General features: G+C 51.2%; 25 protein-coding genes and 1 tRNA gene. 18 read left to right on the top strand and 8 right to left on the bottom strand.

Annotated elements, in window-relative coordinates; translation table 11 throughout:
- Nucleotides 1-49 precede the first annotated feature (49 nt).
- From EKM94_RS02390 to EKM94_RS02360, 7 genes are all read left to right on the top strand, one after another.
- The gene (locus EKM94_RS02390; RefSeq protein ID WP_125596894.1) at nucleotides 50-472 is read left to right on the top strand and encodes a hypothetical protein; all 423 of its coding nucleotides are present in this window, start codon (nucleotides 50-52) and stop codon (nucleotides 470-472) included.
- Nucleotides 473-514: 42 nt separating this feature from the next.
- The gene (locus EKM94_RS02385; protein WP_125596891.1) at nucleotides 515-766 is read left to right on the top strand and encodes a hypothetical protein; all 252 of its coding nucleotides are present in this window, start codon (nucleotides 515-517) and stop codon (nucleotides 764-766) included.
- Nucleotides 767-832: 66 nt separating this feature from the next.
- Entirely contained in the window at nucleotides 833-1,132 is a 300-nt protein-coding gene (locus tag EKM94_RS02380) for a hypothetical protein (protein WP_125596888.1), read from the top strand.
- A gap of 275 nt (nucleotides 1,133-1,407) precedes the next feature.
- Nucleotides 1,408-1,845, top strand: a complete 438-nt coding sequence (locus EKM94_RS02375) for a hypothetical protein (RefSeq protein WP_125596884.1) — start codon at nucleotides 1,408-1,410, stop codon at nucleotides 1,843-1,845.
- 72 nt (nucleotides 1,846-1,917) lie between these two features.
- Complete coding sequence (locus EKM94_RS02370) at nucleotides 1,918-4,098, top strand: Tex family protein (RefSeq protein ID WP_191987491.1); 2,181 nt, start codon at nucleotides 1,918-1,920, stop codon at nucleotides 4,096-4,098.
- On the top strand, nucleotides 4,091-4,555 hold the full coding sequence (locus EKM94_RS02365) for a SprT family protein (protein WP_125596881.1): 465 nt from the start codon (nucleotides 4,091-4,093) through the stop codon (nucleotides 4,553-4,555). Before EKM94_RS02370 ends, EKM94_RS02365 begins: the two co-directional genes overlap by 8 nt.
- Before the next feature lie 108 nt (nucleotides 4,556-4,663).
- Nucleotides 4,664-4,990 carry a hypothetical protein gene (locus EKM94_RS02360; protein WP_125596878.1) on the top strand — a complete coding sequence of 109 codons (327 nt, stop codon included), beginning with the start codon at nucleotides 4,664-4,666 and terminating at the stop codon, nucleotides 4,988-4,990.
- Nucleotides 4,991-5,162: 172 nt separating this feature from the next.
- On the opposite strand, the gene EKM94_RS02355 is transcribed toward EKM94_RS02360, so the two are convergent.
- From EKM94_RS02355 to EKM94_RS12280, 3 genes are all read right to left on the bottom strand, one after another.
- A tRNA-Leu gene (locus EKM94_RS02355) sits at nucleotides 5,163-5,248 on the bottom strand.
- Between the two features lie 759 nt (nucleotides 5,249-6,007).
- Nucleotides 6,008-6,460, bottom strand: coding sequence for a hypothetical protein (locus EKM94_RS02350; protein ID WP_125596875.1), 453 nt, complete (start codon nucleotides 6,458-6,460; stop codon nucleotides 6,008-6,010).
- 166 nt (nucleotides 6,461-6,626) lie between these two features.
- Nucleotides 6,627-6,770 (bottom strand): hypothetical protein, encoded by a 144-nt coding sequence (locus tag EKM94_RS12280; protein WP_164511065.1) that lies wholly within the window; start codon nucleotides 6,768-6,770, stop codon nucleotides 6,627-6,629.
- A gap of 158 nt (nucleotides 6,771-6,928) precedes the next feature.
- Here EKM94_RS12280 and EKM94_RS02345 point away from each other — a divergent pair, with 158 nt between their 5' ends.
- Nucleotides 6,929-7,231 carry a hypothetical protein gene (locus EKM94_RS02345; RefSeq protein ID WP_125596872.1) on the top strand — a complete coding sequence of 101 codons (303 nt, stop codon included), beginning with the start codon at nucleotides 6,929-6,931 and terminating at the stop codon, nucleotides 7,229-7,231.
- Between the two features lie 54 nt (nucleotides 7,232-7,285).
- Nucleotides 7,286-7,993 (top strand): glucosamine-6-phosphate deaminase, encoded by a 708-nt coding sequence (locus tag EKM94_RS02340; RefSeq protein WP_125596869.1) that lies wholly within the window; start codon nucleotides 7,286-7,288, stop codon nucleotides 7,991-7,993.
- A gap of 105 nt (nucleotides 7,994-8,098) precedes the next feature.
- On the opposite strand, the gene EKM94_RS02335 is transcribed toward EKM94_RS02340, so the two are convergent.
- From EKM94_RS02335 to trpX, 3 genes are read right to left on the bottom strand one after another with little or no spacing between them, the layout of a single operon-like run.
- Nucleotides 8,099-8,869 carry an ABC transporter ATP-binding protein gene (locus EKM94_RS02335; protein ID WP_125596866.1) on the bottom strand — a complete coding sequence of 257 codons (771 nt, stop codon included), beginning with the start codon at nucleotides 8,867-8,869 and terminating at the stop codon, nucleotides 8,099-8,101.
- The gene (locus EKM94_RS02330) at nucleotides 8,862-9,761 is read right to left on the bottom strand and encodes an ABC transporter permease (protein WP_125596863.1); all 900 of its coding nucleotides are present in this window, start codon (nucleotides 9,759-9,761) and stop codon (nucleotides 8,862-8,864) included. Before EKM94_RS02330 ends, EKM94_RS02335 begins: the two co-directional genes overlap by 8 nt.
- Complete coding sequence (gene trpX, locus EKM94_RS02325; RefSeq protein WP_125596860.1) at nucleotides 9,758-10,750, bottom strand: tryptophan ABC transporter substrate-binding protein; 993 nt, start codon at nucleotides 10,748-10,750, stop codon at nucleotides 9,758-9,760. Before trpX ends, EKM94_RS02330 begins: the two co-directional genes overlap by 4 nt.
- 1,196 nt (nucleotides 10,751-11,946) lie before the next feature.
- Between trpX and EKM94_RS02320 the strand changes: the two genes are divergently transcribed.
- Nucleotides 11,947-12,564 (top strand): ECF transporter S component, encoded by a 618-nt coding sequence (locus tag EKM94_RS02320; RefSeq protein WP_125596857.1) that lies wholly within the window; start codon nucleotides 11,947-11,949, stop codon nucleotides 12,562-12,564.
- A 40-nt stretch (nucleotides 12,565-12,604) separates the two neighbouring features.
- Here EKM94_RS02320 and EKM94_RS12275 read toward each other — a convergent pair whose 3' ends face one another.
- Nucleotides 12,605-12,775 carry a hypothetical protein gene (locus tag EKM94_RS12275; RefSeq protein ID WP_164511064.1) on the bottom strand — a complete coding sequence of 57 codons (171 nt, stop codon included), beginning with the start codon at nucleotides 12,773-12,775 and terminating at the stop codon, nucleotides 12,605-12,607.
- Between the two features lie 229 nt (nucleotides 12,776-13,004).
- Between EKM94_RS12275 and EKM94_RS02315 the strand changes: the two genes are divergently transcribed.
- Nucleotides 13,005-13,193 carry a hypothetical protein gene (locus EKM94_RS02315; protein WP_125596854.1) on the top strand — a complete coding sequence of 63 codons (189 nt, stop codon included), beginning with the start codon at nucleotides 13,005-13,007 and terminating at the stop codon, nucleotides 13,191-13,193.
- A gap of 392 nt (nucleotides 13,194-13,585) precedes the next feature.
- Here the strand turns inward: EKM94_RS02315 and EKM94_RS02310 are convergent, their stop codons facing one another.
- Nucleotides 13,586-14,230, bottom strand: a complete 645-nt coding sequence (locus tag EKM94_RS02310) for a hypothetical protein (protein ID WP_125596851.1) — start codon at nucleotides 14,228-14,230, stop codon at nucleotides 13,586-13,588.
- Between the two features lie 361 nt (nucleotides 14,231-14,591).
- Here EKM94_RS02310 and EKM94_RS02305 point away from each other — a divergent pair, with 361 nt between their 5' ends.
- The 7 genes from EKM94_RS02305 (at nucleotide 14,592) to EKM94_RS12270 (ending at nucleotide 20,350) form a co-directional block, all read left to right on the top strand.
- Nucleotides 14,592-14,792 carry a cold-shock protein gene (locus EKM94_RS02305; protein ID WP_125596848.1) on the top strand — a complete coding sequence of 67 codons (201 nt, stop codon included), beginning with the start codon at nucleotides 14,592-14,594 and terminating at the stop codon, nucleotides 14,790-14,792.
- 325 nt (nucleotides 14,793-15,117) lie between these two features.
- The gene (locus tag EKM94_RS02300) at nucleotides 15,118-15,675 is read left to right on the top strand and encodes a GNAT family N-acetyltransferase (RefSeq protein WP_164511063.1); all 558 of its coding nucleotides are present in this window, start codon (nucleotides 15,118-15,120) and stop codon (nucleotides 15,673-15,675) included.
- A 169-nt stretch (nucleotides 15,676-15,844) separates the two neighbouring features.
- On the top strand, nucleotides 15,845-16,468 hold the full coding sequence (locus EKM94_RS02295; protein ID WP_125596987.1) for a glycoside hydrolase family 73 protein: 624 nt from the start codon (nucleotides 15,845-15,847) through the stop codon (nucleotides 16,466-16,468).
- A gap of 193 nt (nucleotides 16,469-16,661) precedes the next feature.
- Nucleotides 16,662-17,231: a xanthine phosphoribosyltransferase gene (locus tag EKM94_RS02290; protein ID WP_125596841.1), complete on the top strand. Its 570-nt coding sequence runs from the start codon at nucleotides 16,662-16,664 to the stop codon at nucleotides 17,229-17,231.
- Nucleotides 17,232-17,392: 161 nt separating this feature from the next.
- Nucleotides 17,393-18,508, top strand: coding sequence for an ATP-grasp domain-containing protein (locus EKM94_RS02285; RefSeq protein ID WP_125596838.1), 1,116 nt, complete (start codon nucleotides 17,393-17,395; stop codon nucleotides 18,506-18,508).
- A 275-nt stretch (nucleotides 18,509-18,783) separates the two neighbouring features.
- The gene (purB, locus tag EKM94_RS02280; protein WP_125596835.1) at nucleotides 18,784-20,079 is read left to right on the top strand and encodes an adenylosuccinate lyase; all 1,296 of its coding nucleotides are present in this window, start codon (nucleotides 18,784-18,786) and stop codon (nucleotides 20,077-20,079) included.
- A gap of 97 nt (nucleotides 20,080-20,176) precedes the next feature.
- Nucleotides 20,177-20,350, top strand: coding sequence for a hypothetical protein (locus tag EKM94_RS12270; protein ID WP_164511062.1), 174 nt, complete (start codon nucleotides 20,177-20,179; stop codon nucleotides 20,348-20,350).
- Nucleotides 20,351-20,672 lie beyond the last annotated feature (322 nt).

Here is a 20,672-nt window from a genome sequence, read left to right as displayed (position 1 = left end):
CTTCCTGAGAAAACGTTGATCAGCTTGTCAGGTGCTGAGGATGCTCCTTGTGGCAGCCACAGTTAATGCGTCATCAAAAACTACCGACAGTATTTTTGTCGGTAGTTTTTTTGACTTTTTTTTGTTCAGTCATTTGATTGCAGGTGTGGCGGGTGTTGCGCGTGAGCGCAACCGGCTGGGACTGCTGTTGCGGACTGGAACGTGGTGGGCGTCGTTTGAAGCCAATCCGCAAAGTGCGCGGCTTGTCTTCAAATCGAGCCTTGTCCTAAGCGGCAAAGCCGCAAAGGACAATTTCACCACTGAGCCGCGCAGTCCCAGCCGGTTGCTAGGCAGAATTGAGCCCATCTGCGATCGAAGTTGGGTATCTGACCAAGTGGTTTTGCAAGCTAGAGGTCAAACAATTGCCCTTTTTGGGATGGTACGGCAATGCCAACTGATTCCAGAGGAATGGGCGCTATTCTTGAACCTGTAGGTCTAGCGGGTTTGGTGGGGACGCAACCGGGTCGGGCCATTTGTGCGGCTGGAACGCAGTGGGCGTCGTTTTGAGCCAATCCGAAACCCACGGCTTGTCTCAAAATCGAGCCTTATTCTAAGCGGCAAAGCCGCAAAGAATAATCTCGCCGCTGAGCCGCATGGCCCGACCCGGTTGCTAGGCAGAATTGCGCCTATCTGCAATATGGGCGAAGAATTTGACGAAGCGATTTTGCAAGCTAGAGGTCAAACAATCGCCCATTTTGAGGTGGTACAGCAAGGCCAACGGATTTGATGAATAGGGTGATATATCTTGGGTTGTGCCAACAACTTTGTTGCGCATACTTAATCAAAATTTGATTTGGGACCGATCGATTCAGTTGATTCACTGAAAATTCGATTTGTTCATCAGGCAGTTTGCACTGGTGTCACCAATTTAAAGCTTGTAACCACTAGCTATGGTCGTCAATTGCGCGAATCCTCATCAATTGACCATAGCTTGCCCGTTGGCGTGAGTGCTCAAACGGCTGTTAGAACGTTGAGCGGCTGGAGCGGAGAAATTCGGGGTGAGATCGCCGTGAAATTGGTCTTAGTGGCTATGCCACTTAGACCAAGGCTCAGCTTTGAGATTTTCGGCGTCCTTCCGAAAAGCTCAAAGTGACGCCCACAGCGAGCTCACCCCGAATTTCGCAGCGCAAGCTGCGGCCAATCTATATCCCAGCTTTCAAAACAATTGCTAGGCTAATGCTCAGAAGCTGCCCAGGTCGGCTCGCACTCTAAACGTGCGGAGCGCAACTGACTTTTCCGCTTAACTACGCTAGGCTTCCGGAAGCGAAACCCGCTTCCAAAATCCTAGCCAGGTTAATGCTCAAAGTCAACCCGTTGCGCTCCGCACTCTGTTATAATAGAAATATCAATTTTGAAGAGGTAGACGAAATGGCTAATAAAATGCAGCAAAAAGCGATGCACTATGGCGTGACAATCAATCAGGTCGTGGAGCGCACTGAACAGATCCAAGAAGAATTGGATCCAATGTTTCGAGCGTTGAAGGACGCGTTGGCCGCGGATCAAGTTGCGACGATGGCCCCTGTTAAGTACACAGAAACCCGGGACGTTTTCACGGAGCGGTCAGCAGAGTATCAGCAACTTTGCGCCCGTTTGGCGAAGGGAACTGCTCCAGCGCGATTAATGGGCAATCACAAATTGTTGGTCGCGGCTTATCAGGACTTTGCTGATGGTTGTCAGGCGATGGCGGCCAGTCTGCATGAAGATCAGACGGTCGATCAAGCGGCTTTTGCGGCGGCGGAAGCGCAACAAGATGACGCGACGGAGCGGATGAGCAAGTACTTACAACGCATCACCGCTTTGGTTTAAATCAGCGCGTCATTTGGGATAAATTAGGAGAAACGGCCATTTTTTGGCCGAGGAAAAGGGATTACAACGGTTATGATTTTAGAATCAAGAGCGTTAATGCAAACACAGGCGGCATTGTCCTATAAACCGGCGGCCGTGGCCACGGTCTTGACTATGCTCAACGAAGGCAATACGGTGCCATTTATTGCCCGTTATCGTAAAGAGTGGACGGGCAGTCTTGATGAGGTCCAGATTCGCGAGATTGAGGCGACTTTCAATCGGGCGGAGGCGTTGCTCGCACGCAAGGATGATGTCCTGCGGGTGATCACGGAACAGGGTAAACTGACGCCGGCGTTGAAGCGGGCCTTGGAAAAAGCGGACAAGTTACAACAGGTGGAAGACCTGTACTTGCCGTTTAAACAAAAGCGGAAGAGTAAGGCGACCGTGGCGCGCGCTCAAGGGCTGGTGCCATTAGCTGAGGAGATCAAACAGCAATTGGATCTGTCTCCGGAGCAGTGGCAAAGCAAGGCCCTGCCTTATTGTGATTCGCAAAAAGGTTTGCCAGATGTGACGGCAGTTTGGTCCGGGGTTCATGAAATTCTCGCTGACGAACTGGGTGATTTGGCGACTTGGCGGCAGTGGGCGCGGGATTACACTTTGCGCCACGGGACGTTGACGGCTGAAGTTAAGGATGAGGCGGCGGATGAGAAGGGTGTTTATCGCCTGTATTACGATTTCACGCAACCTTTAACGAAATTGGCGGCCCATCAGATCTTGGCGATCAATCGGGCCGAAAATGAAGGCGTTTTGCGGGTGGCGATCAATGTTGATAGCGAGCCGATTTTGGCGCGCTTTAGCCAAGAAGCGGATTCGCGGCGAAATTATTTCGCCTCCGAGCAGATGAAAGACGCCACGGTTGGCGCGTATCGCCGCTTCATTCGGCCGGCGATCGCGCGGGAATTCCGCACCAATCAGAAGGAAAGCGCTGGCGCCCAAGCAATCAATGTTTTCGGTGAGAATCTGCGTCACCTGTTGTTACAGCCACCGCTAAAAGGAAAGGTCGTTTTAGGCTTCGATCCGGCGTATCGGACAGGCTGCAAGTTGGCCGTCGTCGATGGTACTGGGAAGTTTCTGGACAAGCTGGTCATTTATCCGCATAAGCCCGCTAGCCAACAACAGCGAGCCGCCGCTGGACCAGCTTTTCTCGACTTTTTAGAAAAATATCAAGTGACGATGATCGCCATTGGCAACGGGACCGCCAGTCGCGAGTCGGAACAATTCGTGGCGGAAACGATCAAGCACAGTCCGCGGGAGATCTATTATGTCATTGTCAATGAAGCTGGCGCCTCGGTTTATTCCGCCAGTGACACGGCGCGCGCTGAGTTCCCCGAATTGCACGTGGAGGAACGCTCGGCGGTCAGCATCGCCCGGCGCCTGCAAGATCCACTGGCTGAATTGTTGAAAATCGACCCGAGCGCAGTCGGCGTCGGTCAGTATCAGCATGACGTGAGCCAAAAAGCGCTGGGTGAACGCCTGGATACCGTGGTCGAAGATGTGGTCAATAGTGTGGGCGTTAATTTGAACACGGCCAGCGTTGATCTGTTGCGGCGCGTGTCCGGCTTGTCCACAATGTTATCGACGTATATTGTCGCTTATCGCAATGAGCACGGGCGTTTTACCAGCCGGGCGGAATTGCAGAAAGTGCCGCGCCTTGGGCCGAAAGTCTACCAACAGGCGGTTGGTTTCTTACGAATCATCGGGGGCACCGAGCCTTTGGATAATACCGATATTCACCCGGAAAGTTATGCGGTGGCGGAGCAATTACTGGCCCGCGTCCACTTGACCAAGGCTGATCTGGGCTCGGATAAAATGCGTAAAGCCACCAAATCTCTGAACTTTTTACAATTAAGCAAGGAATATCAAGTTGGGCGGAGCACCCTGCAGGATATCGTTAAGGGACTGATCACGCCGGGACGTGACCTGCGTGATGACGTCCCGGCGCCTTTGTTGCGCCAAGATGTCATGGCCATCGAGGATCTGCGTCCGGGAATGATTTTGCAAGGGACCATCCGCAACGTGGTCGACTTTGGCGCCTTCGTGGATATTGGCGTTAAGCATGATGGCTTCGTCCACATCTCCCAACTGGCCGATTATTTTGTCCAAAATCCTAGCAGTGAAGTCGCGGTGGGGGACATCGTCAAGGTTAAGATCCTTGAGGTCGACTTGGACCGGGACCGCATCAGTTTAACGATGCGGGGGCTTCCTCGTGACTGATCAGGAGCTGCAGCGCTTGGTAGAACAGGTTTCTTTGACCGCTTTTCATCGGCCTTTTCGGCACCAAGCGCGCTTCAATCCGCGGCTGAAAACCACCGGCGGTCGTTATTTCATTGGTGATCATCATTTGGATTTCAATCCGAAATATGCGGCCACCCTGAGCCCTGCGGATTTTGTCGGGATCGTGAAACATGAGTTGTGCCACTACCACTTGCATTTAAGTGGTCAGCCTTATCAGCATCGCAGCCCGGCGTTTAAAACGCTGTTGGCGCAAGTGGGCGGTTCCCGCTATGTTCCCGCGACAGCGGCGTCGAGTCGCCAGCCGCAACACCCAGCCCGCTATCAGTACCGCTGCCAAAAGTGTGGTCAGGTTTATTGGCGACAACGACGGATCAATCTGCAACGTTTTGTTTGCGGTCGCTGTCAGGGCCAGTTACGCCTGCAGGCTTCGGCTTAGCACCACCGCAACGCAGAGATAGCAGGCTGCTAGCTCCCGCCGCATCAGCAGACTCGGCTTGGTGTGCGGGCCCATTGAAGCTACGGCCATTGATTTGAAGATATTGAGGTGAAAGATAACATGCAACTGGCTTTATTAGCCCAAAACATTGGGGATACGATCAAAGGACGCCAGCAGCGACCGGCGCGGGCAGAAACCACTTTTCCAATAGAATTTACCCACGCGTATAAATCGGCGCAAGGTTGCCTGATCGTACTGGTTACCACTGATGGGCATTATCAGATCAAGAAGTTCGAGCACCAATATAAGGATGTGACCGATCCTTGGCGCGAAATCGCCCACGCGGCCTTTATGGAATGCGATGAAGATTTCGACGCCGCCGACGAGTTGATCAGCGCCATCGCCACGGTTGTTGGCGCGCCGGCTCAAGACTGAGTCACCATCAAACCAGCGTTGCCCTCGTGGTAACGCTGGTTTTTTAGTTTGCGATCTAATCGCTGTTGTCCGTAGCCAAAAAAAGCCCGACCATCAAGGCTTGGCTGGCGCGCGATTTTGCCCACAAAAAAAGCGCTGGATCAAATGATCACAGCACTCACAGGTTGCACGATGCGGGCAAGAAGACTCGAACTTCCACGGCCATAAGTGGCCACAAGATCCTTAGTCTTGCGCGTCTACCAGTTCCGCCATGCCCGCGAAACAATGCAACATTAATTATAAGTTATTTTACAAGCCAGGTCAACAAAATTTTGCGACAGGTTTGCGCGCAGGTTGCGCCCACCGCTTAATGCCCGTGTCTACTTGGACCGCCGGGGTCAAGACCCAAGGAAGACGCTGTGCGCTTCACTGGATTGAGCGGCGGAATCTGGAAATCAAGCGTTGGCCTAGAGATGCGCAACGACATGATCCCGATGGAATATCAGAATCATGCCGTCAAAGAAATTGCCTTAAATCTTTAATGAATTGGTTGCTCGCTTTGACACGGACCAGCTCATTTCCTAATCGTGTGAAGTGGCCCAGATCAATTCGTCAGGAACAGTGGCGCTGCTTTCTTGCTAACGCTTAACTTCCTTCACTAAATGGAGAACAGCAATCGTCAAAATCAAAAGCAGCACAATCACGATTACAAGTGCTGTCAAAATCACCATTTTATCGCCAATCATTGATAATCCTCCTCAATAAAGTGTTGAAAACCTGTCATTCATCAACTATATTTTGTTTTTCATTCCCAAGTATCCTAACCCACATTTGCCTACGGGCATGGGTGCCCGACGTGTAGCTTATGATGGTAAGGCCACTCTTTTAAATTTATACTAGTATAAATTCCGTCTTTTGTCAATAAAAAATGAATTTTCTGTAAAATAAAAGCGATCTCATTTCCTCCTTTTGGCTTAATACTGTTTTTTATGAATATTTCTAATCCATGAAGCGATCTGTGCCGGGTTTGCGCGCAGGTTACCCGGTAGTTTTGGCTGATGTTGCTGCTGAAAGTAGCTTGGCCGCAGCTTGCGCTGCGCGTGGCATTGGTGGTTGGCAGGTGTAGTGGGGCTCCAGGTCGGGCTGGGGGTGGTGGAACGCTGCGGGCACGACTTGAAGCTTTTCGGAAGTGCACCGAAAATCTTCAAGCTCGGCCTTATTGTAGGCGATAAATCGCCAACAATAATATCGCGGCTGACTCACCCCCCAGCCCGACCTTCCGCCAAGCAAGCAAACGGACCACCAACGCCACGCTCCGCTCCAGCTGCTCAACGATATCTTACTCATTGGAGCACTCACGCCAACTGTCAAGCTATAACCAATGAATGGAGCACCACGCAATTGACGACCGTGGTTAGTGGTTATCAACATTAAATTGGTGACACCAGTGCAATTTGCCTGATGAACTATGGCAGGTTCTTGATAAATCATCTGAGTCGGTCGGTTTCATCAAAAGATTGTTAAGGAAACGAGTAGAGACTGTTCAACCTACGCAAAATGTCTCGACCGCCTAATCCGAATCAGTTGGGGTTTCCGTACCACCCCAAAAGTGGGCAATTGCTTGACCTCTAGCTTGCAAAAGCACTTCGTCAGATATTCAACTTCGATTGCAGATAAGCTCAATTCTGCCTAGCAACCGCCTCAGGACGTGTGGCTTCAAACGATGCCCACCACGTTCCAGCCACGACAAACGTCCTGAGGCGGTTGCGTCACCATCCAAACTCATCACACTTGCAATCAATCACAGGACTTCTGAAATCAGTTGGCATTGCCATACCACTCCACAAAGGGCGATTGTTTTGACCTCAATCTCGCAAAACCACTTCGTCAGATATCCAGCTTCGATTGCAGATAAGCTCAATTCTGCCTAGCAACCGGCTGGGACTGCGCGGCTCAGTGGTGAAATTGTCCTTGGCGGCTTTGCCGCTTAGGACAAGGCTCGATTTGAAGACAAGCCGCGCCTTTGCGGATTGGCTTCAAACGACGCCCACCACGTTCCAGTCCGCAACAGCAGTCCCAGCCGGTTGCGCTCACGCGCAACACCCACCACACCCGCAATCAGGCACGGATTCCAGAATAGAAATCGAAACATCTAAATCAATTCAAACGATACCCACCACACCAGCAATCAAGTGCAGACCAAGAACCAAGCCGCACACTTTTTCGCAAAACCGCGCGAGAAAAAATGCATGCCAGTCTTGACAAAACGCTCATTTCGCGGTAAATTGGACTAGACCAAACAAGGAGGATGTATGGATGGATATCAAAATTGTTAAAGATAAACTTGCCGGCGGACAAGCCGCTTTCGAACTGATCAAAGCAGGAATGGCGCATGGCGCGCAGGTCTTAGGCCTGGCGACTGGGAGCACACCGATCTCACTTTATGAGGCAATGTGCCAAAGTGACCTGGACTTCTCCCAAATGGTTTCAATGAACTTGGATGAATATGTTGGGTTGACGCCTGACAACGATCAAAGCTATCACTATTTCATGAATGAACATCTTTTCAGCAAGAAGCCATTCAAGGCGAGCTATGTGCCTGATGGGGCTAATCCAGATACAGACGCCGCGGCGGCCGCTTATGAGAAATTATTGGCGGAACACCCAATCGATATCCAGATTTTGGGGATCGGCCGCAATGGTCATATCGGATTCAACGAGCCTGGTTCTGACTTGGACGGCAAAACCCAAAAAGTGGCCTTGACGCAATCCACGATCGACGCGAACTCACGGTTCTTCGCCGATGAAAAAGATGTGCCTCGTTTCGCGATCTCCATGGGGATCGGTTCGATCATGAAGGGCAAGGAAATTATTTTGATCGCGTATGGCGCTGATAAAGCTGATGCCATCAAAGAAACGGTTGAAGGCCCAGTGACAACTCATGTTCCCGCTAGCGCTTTGCAAAATCATGACAATGTGATCTTGATTTTGGACGAAGCTGCTGCCAGCAAATTGTCTAAATAATTCGATACAAGCTTCAGCTAAGAAAAGCCAGTCCGTGGTGTGAATCGCCGCGGACTGGCTTTTTGCAACCTTTAAAATTGCGAGTAAACGATGACCAACTCAGTGTCAGTCGATCGTGGCGAAGAATTGGTACAACTGCTCTTTGGTCAACGCTTGTTTCGCCGCCCCGGTGACGTCAAATGTGATCCGGCCTTGGTGTAAGACGATCAGGCGATTGCCATAGGTGAGGGCGTCTTCCAAATGGTGGGTGATCATTAAACAAGTAAGTTGGGCCTGGCTGACCCGCTGTTCGGTCAAGGTCATCAAACTTTGGCTGGTTTGGGGATCCAACGCGGCGGTATGTTCGTCCAGTAGCAATAGTTCTGGGCGGCGGATCGTGGCCATTAGGAAACTTAACGCTTGCCGTTGCCCGCCGGACAAGTTCCCGGTGGGGGTATCCAAACGTTGCTCCAAACCATTCCCCATGGCTGCCGTTAATTCTTGGTAACGTTGGTGTTGTTGTTTCAAATGTCGTGGTCGCAAGCCGCGCCGTTGTCCGCGCCGCTCAGCCAATAATAGGTTTTCCGCCACGGTCATTCGCGGCGCCGTGCCCAGTTTTGGATCTTGGAAAACACGACCGAGAAAGCGGGTCCGTTTTTCCACCGAATCGTGGGTCACATCGTTGCCGTGGAGCTTGATTTGGCCGCTGCTTAACGCGAGATCGCCGGCGATGGCGTTGAATAGGGTGGATTTGCCCGCGCCATTGGAACCTAATACGGTGATGAAGTCGCCTTGATTGATGGTCAAATTAAGATCGTCCAGGATTCGTAATTCTTCGTTTGTCTGGCGATTGACTTTTACAACCAGATCTTGTAATTCCAATAATGGTTTAGACATTGCGATCTAACCCCCGTTTCAATAAGTGTTTGAGGTGTAAGTGTTGCTCGAAGACCGGCAACATCATGCATAGCGCCAAGACAATGGCGGACAGTAAGTTTAAGTCGTTGGCGTTGAAGCCAAGTTTCAAGACTAGCAGTAAGACGAAGCGGTACAAAATACTACCTAAAGTCACCGCCACCAAACGTTGATTCAAGGTCAATTCGCCAAAGGCCACCTCACCAATAATGATCGAGGCCAGGGCGATCACAATAATACCGATCCCCATGTTCACGTCCGCGTAGCCGTTATTTTGGGCGACAAGCGCGCCGCCAAAAGCGATCAGGCCGTTGGAAACCATTAAGCCGAGGATTTTCATGCGGTCGGTGTTGATGCTCAGAGAACGGGCCATGGTTTGATTGTCGCCGGTCGCGATAAAGGCCTGACCAAGGTCGGTTTGCAGGAAATAGATCACCAAACTCGTGACGAGGATCATGATCACCGCCCCTAAGAAAACCCCGTCAAAGTAAGGCGGCAAACTTTTCAGAAAAGGAAGCTTGAACAGCGTTTTTTGCCCTAATAATGACAAGTTGGCCCGGCCTAAAATACGTAGATTGATCGAATAGCAGGCGGTCATCACCAGGATTCCCGCCAACAGGATCGGAATGTGCCCCTTGGTATATAATAATCCGGTCATCAAACCGGCTAAACTCCCGATCACGAAAGCCAATAACGTGGCGGCCAGCGGGGAGAGCCCGTGACTGATCCCGGCGACGCAAACCGCCGCGCCTAAGGGGAAGGTGCCTTCAACCGTCATATCGGCGAAATCAAGGATCCGGAAGGTCAGGAATAGGCCCACGCCTAGAACCGCCCACAACAAACCTTGACCGATTGCTGAAACCATTAAACTCATTTGAAAACCTCCCCATCTTGTTGCGCTTGTTTGATTAGATCCGCTGGGAAAGTGATGCCCAGTTTCTTGGCGGCACTAAGGTTTAACGTCAATTCACCTTTCCGCTCGAAGTGGATCGGGGTCGTGGCCGGCACGGCGCCTTTAAGAATTTTGGCCGTCATTTTGCCGGTGGCGACGCCTAATTGATATTGATTGATGCTTAAGGTCGCCAGACCACCCGCCTTGACCATCGTGTCCACCGCTGGGAAAACCGGGATTTTGGCGGTATTGGCCGTGGCCACCAGCGTCTGCATCGCGCTGGCCACGGTGTTATCTGTGGGGACATAGATCGCGTCAACTTGACTGATCATTTGTTGGGCGACTTGATTCAAATCGTTGGTGCTGGCGATCGAATAGGCCTTGAGAGGCACTCCGGCCGCCTGGCAAATTTTGACGAATTGGTGATATTGCGCGGTGGCGGAGTCGTCAGACGAGGTGTAAATGATTCCCAATGTTTTCATCTGCGGCATGATCCGCTGAATCAATTTCAGCTGAGCTTTCAAGGGGGCTTGATCAGATACCCCGGTCACGTTACCGCCTGGTCGCTGGTTATTCTTGACCAAATGGGCCCCCTCCGGATCGGTGATCGCGCCTAAAACAACAGGAATCGTCGTCGACGCATTGGCCAACGCTTGCGCTGCCGGAGTGGCGATCCCGATCATGGCGCTGGCCTGTTCGTTGACGAAGCGCGCGCTCATTGTTTTCAAATTACTCTGATCATTTTGCGCGTTTTGAAAATCGATTTTGATATTTTTGCCGACCTGGTAGCCTTCATCCGCCAGTCCGGCGATGATGCCCCGGTGGATCGCGTCCAAGGCCGGGTGCGAGACCAGTTGTAAGATCCCGACAGTTGGCACTGCCGCTTGTTGCTGATCTTGTTGCCGTTCCTTAACGAAAGCAAAGCCCAGAAAAACCAGGATCAGCCCAATTAACCCATATAACCGTTTCATTTTTTCCTACCTCATTTCATCATTGTTGGTCAAAGCAGAGTGTGAGCCGACCTGGTCAGCTTCTGAGCATTAACCTAGCCAGGATTATGGTGGCGATTTTTGCCACCGGAATCGTTGCGTAGTTAAGCGGAAGAAGCCGGTTCGGTAAACATGATTCGAAAAAAAGGGTACCCAGTCCACCTGGATACCCAAAAATAAAAGGCCCGCTGGCGGATTAACATCCGTGCGGACCCCTTCATACGAAAAGTTGGCCGGCGCAGATGCGATGAGCACTCTGAAGAGCACAAGTCGCATCTACCTCGATGACGACTTGCTTACCGGCTTTGCCAACGTCCATTTAATGTCATTACGTTTGTCATCATAACTTTTCGTCCTTCCGTTGATTGATTAGGTTTAGTTTACGGCAATGTTTCCAAGCCGTCAAGTGGAAAAATATCGGCAGTCGCTTGCGCTGCGCGTGACGTTGGTGGATTGCAGATGTGGTGGGGCTCCAGGTCGGGCTGGGGGTGGTGGAAACGTGTTCCACGCAATTGCTTTCTGCGCCGATACGCAATTTCACTTGATTGATTGCATCAATCCAGCAAAATCGCTAGTCGTGCTCAAAAGCAACCCATTGCGTTCCACACTCTGTTTCGAACGCGGCGGGCGTCACTTTGAGCTTTTCGGAAATGCACCGAAAATCTCAAAGCTGAGCCTTATTCTAGGCGGCAGAGCCGCCAAGAATAATATCGCGGCTGACTCACCCCCAGCCCGACCTTCCGCCGAGCGAACGAACAGCCCACCAACGCCAGAGTGCGGAACACAACGGGTTGACTTTGAGCATTAACCTAGCCAGGCTTTTGGAGGCTGGGCTTTGCCTCCAGAAGCCTGGCGTAGTTAAGCGGAAAAGTCAGTTGTGTGGAGCACGTTTCAAAAAAGAGTGTGAGCCGACATGGTCAGCTTCCGGAACAATTGCGTAGCTAAGCGCAAGAAGCTAGGTCGGCGAACACGTTTTGAGTGCGGAACACAACGGGTTGATTTTGAGCCGCTGTTTTATTTTCGACCAGTCTGCCAAACTTCAACGGCTCGGGACTTTCTTTTTCTCAGGGGTTCAGGTAGAATTAGACCAGTTTAGAACAATGGTGCTGATTGATTTGTCGCGGTCAGCGGAGGTTGCGTAATCTTGTCCGGCATATTTATTCAATGAGGTGACTGAAATGAATCGAAGTCGTGGTAAGGCACGAGAAATCGCGATCCTTGGTATTTTTACAGCTATTCTGATTTTACAATCGTTTGTTCCGTTTCTCGGCTATATTCCACTTTTACCAGGGATGCCGGTGATTACATTAATGGTCATGACGGTTATGGTTGGCGCCGTGATGCTGGGGCCAAAAGACGGCGCGCTACTGGGCTTGATCTGGGGCGTCACTTCCTTGATCCGCGCTTATACCATGCCAGGAACGGTCACGTTTCTATTGTTCGCTAATCCTGTCATCGCCATTGTGCCCCGCTTTCTAGTTGGCTGGTTGACCGGTCTTGGCGCCAGCTGGTTGCGTAAACTCAAAATTCCTCAGGCCGTGAGTTATGGGCTGATCGGGTTCTTCGGCGCGGCGTTGAACACATTTACCGTGATCGCCTTGTCCAGCTTATTTTACTTGAATCAGTCCAGTACCTTGTTGAGCCAACTGGGCTACCAAGGGGATTCGCGGAATTTGTTTGTCATTTTGTTGACGGTGCTGGGGGTCAACGGCTTGGCCGAGGCGATCAGCGCGCTGTTTATCGTGCCACTGTTGGGGATTCCGCTGATTCATGTTTGGCAGCGGCGGCAGTCTTAATGGTTTTCTCTGCTGGAAAAAATGTTTTCTGTTCATTGGGTTACGCTTGATTGCAGGTTTTTGGTGGGTTTGGGCGGGAACGCAACCGGCTGGGACTGCTGTTGCGGACTGGAACGTGGTGGGCACTGTTTTGAGCCAATCCGCAAAACCCGCGGCTTGTCTCAAAATCAGGCCTTGTCCTAAGCGGCAAAGCCGCCAAGGACAATTTCACCACTGAGCCGCGCAGTCCCAGCCGGTTGCTGAACAGAATTGAGCCGATCTGCAATCGAAGGCGAAGGATTTGACGAAGTGCTTTTGCAAGTGTGGTGGTCAAAACCATCACACTTTTTTGATGGTACGGCAACACCAACGGATTTGGATTAGGAGTCGGGGCTTTTTGCGTAGGCTGAGCATTTTTACTCGTTTCCGTAACAATCTTTTGGTGAAACCGAACGATTCAGTTGATTCATCAAGAACCTGACCCAGTTCATCAGGCAAATTGCACTGGGGTCACCAATTTAAAACTGGTGACCACTAACCACGGTCGTCATTTGCGTGGTTCCCCATCACTTGACCATAGCCTACTGGTTGGCGTGAGTGCTCAAACGGCTGTTAAAACGTTGAGCGGCTGGAGCGGAGCGTGGCGTTGAAACGTGCTCTACACAACTGACTTCTGCGCTTAACTACGTCAGTCTTCTGGAGGCCAAGACCGGCCTCCAAAATCCTGACTAGGTTAATGCTCGAAGTCAACCCGTTGTGTTCCGCACTCTGGCGTTGGTGGTCCGTTCGTTTGTTGACGGAAGGTCGGGCTGGGGGTGAGTCAGCCGCGATATTATTGTTGGCGATTTATCGCCTACAATAAGGCCGAGTTTTGAGATTTTCGGTGGGTTTCCGAAAAGCTCAAAATCGTGCCCGCCGCGTTCCACCACCCCCAGCCCGACCTGGAGTCCCACCACATCTGCCAACCACCAACGCCACGCGCAGCGCAAGCTGCGGACAATCTCCCCTCATGGTCAGCACATTGGCGGAAATAAAAAAACTCTCAACTGATGCTCTTGAGAATTTTTTTAGCGGCAGCTTCGGTACTATTTAAATTGACTTGCAAAATTTCAAGTTGTTGATCCACCGCGCCCAGATAGCGCCGTGATCGCGATTGGCGTTCATCCAGCCCATCCTTGTCCGCCGCGAACAATTCTGGGGCGTCGCGATAAAACTCGGTCTGATCTTTCTGGAAAGCCGAAATAAAATTGGTAAAGTTTTCATGATCCAAAGAAATAATGTGGATACTTTGAGTCAGTTCTGTCACCTCCGCCGAGGTCAGCCCGTTGATGCGGGTGATATCGACTTTTTTCACCCGTTCATTGATCTTTAAGACTTGTTTTTGGCTACGACCTAGACGATCCAAACTTTTTCGCGCCTGTTCATTCAGGCGGTAGGTCCGGGTCGAATGGTCGGTCAATAGATTGGTTTCCGGGTTATTTTTTTGCTCTTTGGCGAAAGCCTTTTGTAATTGTGCGTATTTTTGGTAGATCGTCTTGAGTTCCTTGCGTTGGGTGGCGATCTCGGCTTGGATCGTTTGCACGTCATTCCTGAGATCGGCGGTGTGATCGGTCGCTTTCTGGCAAGCGGTCAGCAGGATCAGCAGTGGTAGCGCTAATAAAATTAAGTAAACTGGTGTTTTTTTCATGAGTTTGACTCCCCTTATAGTTAATAAGTTACCATATTCACCACGCGCATTAAAGAAGAATTTGAAAAATGAGCCGACAGGTTGGTCGGTGATTAGCCTAGGCGGTCATTAAGTGCCAACAAATGGCAGGAAGATGATAAAAAAAGGCGATCCATGAATGCGTTTTAATTGTTGCTGTAATAAAGAAAGTCCGCACAATTTCCGCAAAAACGCTTGTATTCTTTCGCCCTGCATGATAGTATAAGAGTTGTACTTTTTGAATGGTATTGGTTCGATTGTTCGCATAGACTTTCTTCCAACAAGTACCACACAGAAATACACACATACAAATTTTTAGCTTTATCAAGGAGGAAACGTTCTAATGGAACACGGAACAGTAAAATGGTTTAACGCAGAAAAAGGTTACGGCTTTATCACTCGCGAAGATGGCAGCGATGTATTCGTACATTTCTCAGCTATCCAAGGCGACGGCTACAAGACTCTTGAAGAAGGCCAAGGCGTTACTTTCGACATCGAAGAAAGCGATCGCGGACCTCAAGCCGTTAACGTTAACAAAGACTAATTAATTTTTGATTAAAAAGTTTTTTGGATCGGCAAAGTGCCGGTCCTTTTTTTGTACAATTAATTCAATATCCTTAGCCGAACAGCCTTGCCAGCCTGGGTGAAACGCCTGGATGAAATGACTGGATGAAACGCCAACCTGAATAGGAGATCGAAATGTTCGTTTAAAGACCAGATGAGGTCCTAGTAGGCAAGTTTACCGCGATAATTTGCTAATCAGGCGGTAAAGTGGGAGAAAAATCGTTATAATAGAATTCAAAGTCACTTTTTAGCGGGGTAGGTGGGTTGGAGCCATCGCGCGCTGAAAGATGGAAGGAAATGATCAGATGGGTGAGCTACTGAAGTGGTCGTCAGGAATCAGCTTGTGGCAATTGGCGGCGGACGAAGCGTGGGCGCAATTGGCGGCGTTACTCTGCTTGGCCGATGAGGATCAGGGGATGATCGCTCGCTATTTACTGGACTGTGACTACTGGGCCTTGCGTCAGGATGATCGGTTTATCGCCAGCATTGCGGTGCGGCCGGTACCGGCGGATGAAGCGATGGCGCCGACTTGGGAGATCATGAATCTGGCGGTGGCCCCCACCAGGCAAAATCAGGGATTGGGCGGCTGGTTGGTGGCTTGGATCTGGCACAAAGCGGTCCTTACCCATCAAGAAACTTTGCTGGTGGGAACGGGTGATGCTTCGCTGGCGAATCTGCGTTTTTATTTGCGTCAAGGTTTTCGCTTCGATCATGTGCGCCGCGATTTCTTTAAGCAATATGATCAACCGATTTTCGAAGACGGGATCCAATTACGTGATATGGTCGTGCTAGCCCAAGAATTACCTAGGCGGCAAAAGCAACAAGTGTTGGTCGATTTCCTCAAGGTGGGTCCAAGAGGCTGAGCGCCAAGCCGCTGCTTCGTTCGACCGGTCAACTAATTGCAACTGTTTTTTTGAAAAATGGGGTAAATTTAGCGAAACAAAGGAGTGGGCGTTGTTGCCTTATCAGCCTAAAAAGAAAAGAGCCACGCCGGCGCGTCCACCGCGCAAGCCGAAGCGGTCGCGCGGCAAAATGGTCGATACGAATAATTTCTTCTTGGGGATCTTGATCTTCTTTGTCTTGGGAATCGTGGTGGTGTTGTTTCTCCACTCCCATCAACAGGAAGAAAACCTTGCGGCGCAACAGGCGGCCTCGTCGCAAGCGGCTGCCCGCGAGCGGCAGGAAAAGCGGGACTTCATCAAGAAAGTGGCACCGGAAGCCGTTAAGTTACACCAAACTTATGCGGTGCTGCCCAGTGTGACCATTGCCCAGGCGATCCTGGAAAGTAATTGGGGCAAGAGTGCCCTCAGCGCCAAATATAACAATTTATTTGGGGTGAAGGGCTCGGATCCCGCGAATACCCAGGAAATGACCACGCAAGAATATGTTAACGGCGAGTGGCAAACGGTGACCGCCCGTTTTCGCGTCTATGACTCGTACGCCGCTTCGATTTTGGACCATGCCCAATTATTTGTGCGCGGCACAACCTGGAATCCCCAGCAGTACCAGCATTTCTTGGCGGCCAAAGACTACCATGCGGCGGCTCAGGCCTTGGAAACAGATGGCTATGCCACCGATCCAGAATATGCCGCCAAAATCGTCTCTTTAGTGGAAACCTACAAGCTGGATCAGTATGATCAAACCAGCGCCAATTAAAGCGTCGCCGGAGAGCTCAGTCGCGCTTGGCTTTGTTGTCCAATGCATAGCTACTCAATGCATAGCTGCTCAATGATTGGCGCCCAAGGCTTCGTTGCCCAAGCGTCAACCAAGCGCCGCCAACACCAATGATCGCAGAAACACATCAACTACAGACTTTTAAAATCACGCAACAATACTAGGAGGATGAATTATGCGCGCCTTAGAAGAAAAGATTCGCCAAGATGGTCAAGTTTTACCGGGAAACGTGTTGAAGGTCGATAATTTCTTGAACCACCAAATCGATCCCCAATTGATGTTCGCCATTGGTCAAGAATTCCAGCGGCTCTTCGCGGACAAACCGATCACGAAGATTCTGACGGTGGAGTCCTCGGGGATCGCGCCGGCGGTCATGGCCGGGTTAGCGATGAAGGTGCCGGTGGTGTTCGCGCGCAAGCACAAGTCGTTGACTTTGAAAGACGATCTTTACACGGCCACCGTTTATTCCTACACCAAGAAAACCAGTAATCAGATTTCGATCTCGCGGAAATTCCTGGACGCCAATGATCATGTGCTGATCATTGATGATTTTCTCGCCAACGGTCAGGCGGTCGAAGGTTTGATGGCAATCATCGCCGCCGCGGACGCGACCCTTGAAGGCGTGGGTATTGTCATCGAGAAATCCTTCCAAAAAGGTCGGCAATTATTGGATGAAAAAGGGATCCAGACCGAATCTTTGGCACGGATCAAAGCCTTCGCCGATGGTCAGGTTGTTTTCGCCTAGCCTGAACAGACGGTGTCAATGTCAGTTCGCGGACGCGACAATCGGCGTCCTGACGGCATAAGAAGTGTTTTTCCCGGTCAAATTTGCTAGAATGACAATAGTAGTCGCGTTACGGCAAGCACGTGTTGCCGTCAAATCATGAAGTTAGAGGGTTTGTGCAGATGAGTTTCATTTATCCACGTTCTTATATTGGCATTATTGGTGGTGGCCAAAGTAATTGGCAATTGGCGCAAGCGGCCCATCGGATGGGTTTCTTGGTGAATCTACTGGTGCCCGACGCCAGTGACCTGGCCACCAAAGAAGCCGACCAGGTGATCGTTGGCGCGCCCACTGATGTTCAGCGGTTGCGGCAGTTAGCCGCGGCAAGTTCGGTGGTGATTTTCCAAGACGAGAAAATCAGTATCAACAGTTTAAATGAAGCCCAGATCAGCGCCAAATTACCTCAGGGCACCGAGTTGTTGGCGATGACGCAAGATCGGTACTTGGAGAAGACATTCCTAGAAGACCATAACATTAATATTCCCCCTTACGCGATGGCGGTTTCGCTGGCCGATATTCGCGCGGCGGTTGACTCCATTGGCTTTCCCAGCGTCTTGAAGCCGATCCAAAAGGGCATCGGTCAGGCGCATTATATTTTGAAGTCCGCGGAAGATGTGAACCGCCTGGCCGGGCAGCTCAGTGATGGTAGTTATATTTTGGAATCGTGGGTGCCAGTCAGCAAGGAATACGCGATCATGGTCACGAAGGACGCGCAACAACGAATCCAAACGTTGCCGGTGTTGGAAACCGTTGCCCGCGAAGGCCGTTTCCATAGCGCCTTGGCCCATCAAGAAATGCCGGCGCCCCTGGTTCACGAGATCCAGCGCGTGGCCACTCAAATCGCTGAGAACCTTGATTATCAAGGTCTCTTGGGGGTGACTTTCTTCGCTACTGAGGCGGGGATTCTCTTCGTTGATCGCATTTATCCCGGACCGTATCAAGGCGCCGATCTGTATGACAGTGTGACTAATTTTTCGCAGTATGACTTACAGTTGCGCAGCCTTTGCGAGTGGCCCTTGCCGGAACTCTATTTGCGGCAAGCAGGGGCGCTATTAAGTTTGCCCGCGAAATCAGAGCCGCAAGTTTTCGCGCAGATCCAGAAGCGAGCCAACTGGCAGTTCCTGTTTTGGCCAGTGATCACCGGCGTCGCTGACGGCGCCACCATTGGCGAGGCCATGATCATCGCCAATGACCACGCCAGTTTAATAGAATTGGTCGAACACACGGAATTATGGTAAAACCAGAGTGCGAGCCGACCTGGGCAGCTTCTGAGCATTAGCCTAGCAATTGTTTTGAAAGCTGGGCTTTGCTTTCGGAACAATTGCGTAGCTAAGCGCAGGGAGCTGGGGTGGTGAGCACGTTTAGAGTGCGGAACACAACGGGTTGACTTTGAGCATTAACCTAGCTAGGAGTTTGGAAGCGGGTTTGCTTCCAGAATCCTAGCGTAGTTAAGCGGAAAAGTCAGTTGTGTGTAGCACGTTTCAACAATGGACAGTAGCGGAGGAGAGAGCACATGATCGAACGTTATACCCGCCCAGAAATGGCGCGAATTTGGAGCTTACAGAACCAATATCAATCTTGGCTAGAAGTCGAGGTTTTGGCCTGTGAAGCTTGGTCAACCCTAGGTGAGATCCCGGCGGTTGACGCGGCTAAAATCAAAGCCAACGCCAGCTTTGACGCCGAGCGTGTCCAAGAATTGGAGAAAGTGACCAAGCATGATGTGGTCGCTTTTACCCGCGCCGTTTCCGAGTCTTTAGGCGCCGAGCGCAAATGGATCCACTTTGGCTTGACGTCAACGGATGTGGTGGATACCGCTCAAGGCTACCGCTTAAAACAAGCCAACGACCTGATCCGCGCCGATTTGAATGAGTTGTTGGCCACAATCAAGCGGCGGGCCGTGGAATTTGAGGACACGGTCATGATCGGGCGCACCCATGGCGTTCATGCTGAGCCAACCACTTTCGGCCTGGTTTTGGCAACTTGGTACGCCGAACTCAAGCGGGACATTGAACGGTTTGAACACGCGGCCCAAGGAGTCGAAGCCGGTAAAATCAGCGGCGCAGTCGGCACCTTCGCCAATATTCCACCAGAAATCGAAGCTTTTGTGACCGAAAAGTTGGGGCTGCGCGCGCAAGACATTTCCACGCAGGTCCTGCCCCGTGACCTTCATGCCGAATATCTCTCGACGATTGCCTTGATTGCCACTTCCATCGAGCGCTTCGCCTTAGAAATCCGCCACCTCCAACGAACTGAAGTCCACGAAGTCGAAGAAAGCTTCGCCGCTGGTCAAAAGGGTTCTTCGGCGATGCCGCATAAGCGCAATCCGATCGGTTCTGAGAATTTGACCGGTCTAGCCCGCGTTCTTCGCGGCTATCAAACGCCTGCGTTGGAGGATGTTGGTCTGTGGCACGAACGGGATATTTCCCACAGCTCAGTTGAACGGATCGTCTTACCTGACGCGACCAGCCTGCTGGACTATCAGTTAACGCGCTTCAACCAGATCTTGACCAACCTTGGCGTCTTCCCGGATAAAATGCTCCAGAATCTTAACCTGACCCACGGCTTGATCTTCAGCCAACGAGTTTTGTTGAAACTCGTTGAGAGCGGTTTGAGCCGCGAGCAAGCCTACGATTTGGTTCAGGGCAAAACCGCCTTGGTTTGGAATGAGGGGTTGGACTTTAAGACTTTGTTGGCGGATGATCCCCAGGTGATGGCGCAGTTGACGCCGGAACAGTTGGATGACGCCTTTGATTATCGCTGGCATTTGCGCCGGGTCGATTTGATTTTCCGGCGACTGGGGTTGAAGTAGCCTTTCTTGTGATAACGGCGGGGTTCTATTCCTGATTGTTCGCTTGATTGCAGGTGTGCGGGGTGTTGCGCGTGAGCGCAACCGGCTGGGACTGCTGATGCGGACTGGAACGTGGTGGGCGTCGTTTGAAGCCAATCCGCAAAGTGCGCGGCTTGTCTTCAAATCGAGCCTTGTCCTAAGCGGCAAAGCCGCTAAGGACAATTTCACCACTGAGCCGCGCAGTCCCAGCCGGTTGCTAGGCAGAATTGAGCCTATCTGCAATCGAAGATAGATATCTGACGAAGTGGTTTTGCAAGGTTGAGGTTAAAACAATCACTCTTTTTAGGGTGGTACGGCAATGCCAACTGATTCCGGAAGTCCGTGCTTGATTGCAGGTGTGCTGGGTTGGGATGGGAACGCAACCGCCTCAGGACGTTTGTCGTGGCTGGAAACGTGTTCACCGACCCAGCTCCCTGCGCTTAGCTACGCAATTTTTCCGGAAGCAAAGTGCGGCTTCCAAAACAATTGCTAGGCTAATGCTCAGGAGCTGACCGGGTCGGTTCACACTCTGTTCCGAACGCGGTGGGCACTGTTTTGAGCCAATCCGCAAGCCC

Origin of the sequence: Lapidilactobacillus achengensis (assembly GCF_003946655.1) — a bacterium.
GTDB classification, from domain to species: Bacteria; Bacillota; Bacilli; order Lactobacillales; family Lactobacillaceae; genus Lapidilactobacillus; species Lapidilactobacillus achengensis.
Note: the sequence above shows the minus strand (reverse complement) of the source record. Positions and strands in the feature narration are given on the sequence as shown.

Coding starts and splice junctions, on each gene's coding strand:
- EKM94_RS02375 (WP_125596884.1), top strand. CDS start 1,408: ATGGCTAATAAAATGCAGCAAAAAGCGATGCACTATGGCGTGACAATC.
- EKM94_RS02370 (WP_191987491.1), top strand. CDS start 1,918: ATGATTTTAGAATCAAGAGCGTTAATGCAAACACAGGCGGCATTGTCC.
- EKM94_RS02350 (WP_125596875.1), bottom strand. CDS start 6,460: ATGATTTATCAAGAACCTGCCATAGTTCATCAGGCAAATTGCACTGGT.
- EKM94_RS02340 (WP_125596869.1), top strand. CDS start 7,286: ATGGATATCAAAATTGTTAAAGATAAACTTGCCGGCGGACAAGCCGCT.
- EKM94_RS02335 (WP_125596866.1), bottom strand. CDS start 8,869: ATGTCTAAACCATTATTGGAATTACAAGATCTGGTTGTAAAAGTCAAT.
- EKM94_RS02330 (WP_125596863.1), bottom strand. CDS start 9,761: ATGAGTTTAATGGTTTCAGCAATCGGTCAAGGTTTGTTGTGGGCGGTT.
- trpX (WP_125596860.1), bottom strand. CDS start 10,750: ATGAAACGGTTATATGGGTTAATTGGGCTGATCCTGGTTTTTCTGGGC.
- EKM94_RS02320 (WP_125596857.1), top strand. CDS start 11,947: ATGAATCGAAGTCGTGGTAAGGCACGAGAAATCGCGATCCTTGGTATT.
- EKM94_RS02310 (WP_125596851.1), bottom strand. CDS start 14,230: ATGAAAAAAACACCAGTTTACTTAATTTTATTAGCGCTACCACTGCTG.
- EKM94_RS02305 (WP_125596848.1), top strand. CDS start 14,592: ATGGAACACGGAACAGTAAAATGGTTTAACGCAGAAAAAGGTTACGGC.
- EKM94_RS02300 (WP_164511063.1), top strand. CDS start 15,118: ATGGGTGAGCTACTGAAGTGGTCGTCAGGAATCAGCTTGTGGCAATTG.
- EKM94_RS02295 (WP_125596987.1), top strand. CDS start 15,845: ATGGTCGATACGAATAATTTCTTCTTGGGGATCTTGATCTTCTTTGTC.
- EKM94_RS02290 (WP_125596841.1), top strand. CDS start 16,662: ATGCGCGCCTTAGAAGAAAAGATTCGCCAAGATGGTCAAGTTTTACCG.
- EKM94_RS02285 (WP_125596838.1), top strand. CDS start 17,393: ATGAGTTTCATTTATCCACGTTCTTATATTGGCATTATTGGTGGTGGC.
- purB (WP_125596835.1), top strand. CDS start 18,784: ATGATCGAACGTTATACCCGCCCAGAAATGGCGCGAATTTGGAGCTTA.
- EKM94_RS12270 (WP_164511062.1), top strand. CDS start 20,177: ATGCGGACTGGAACGTGGTGGGCGTCGTTTGAAGCCAATCCGCAAAGT.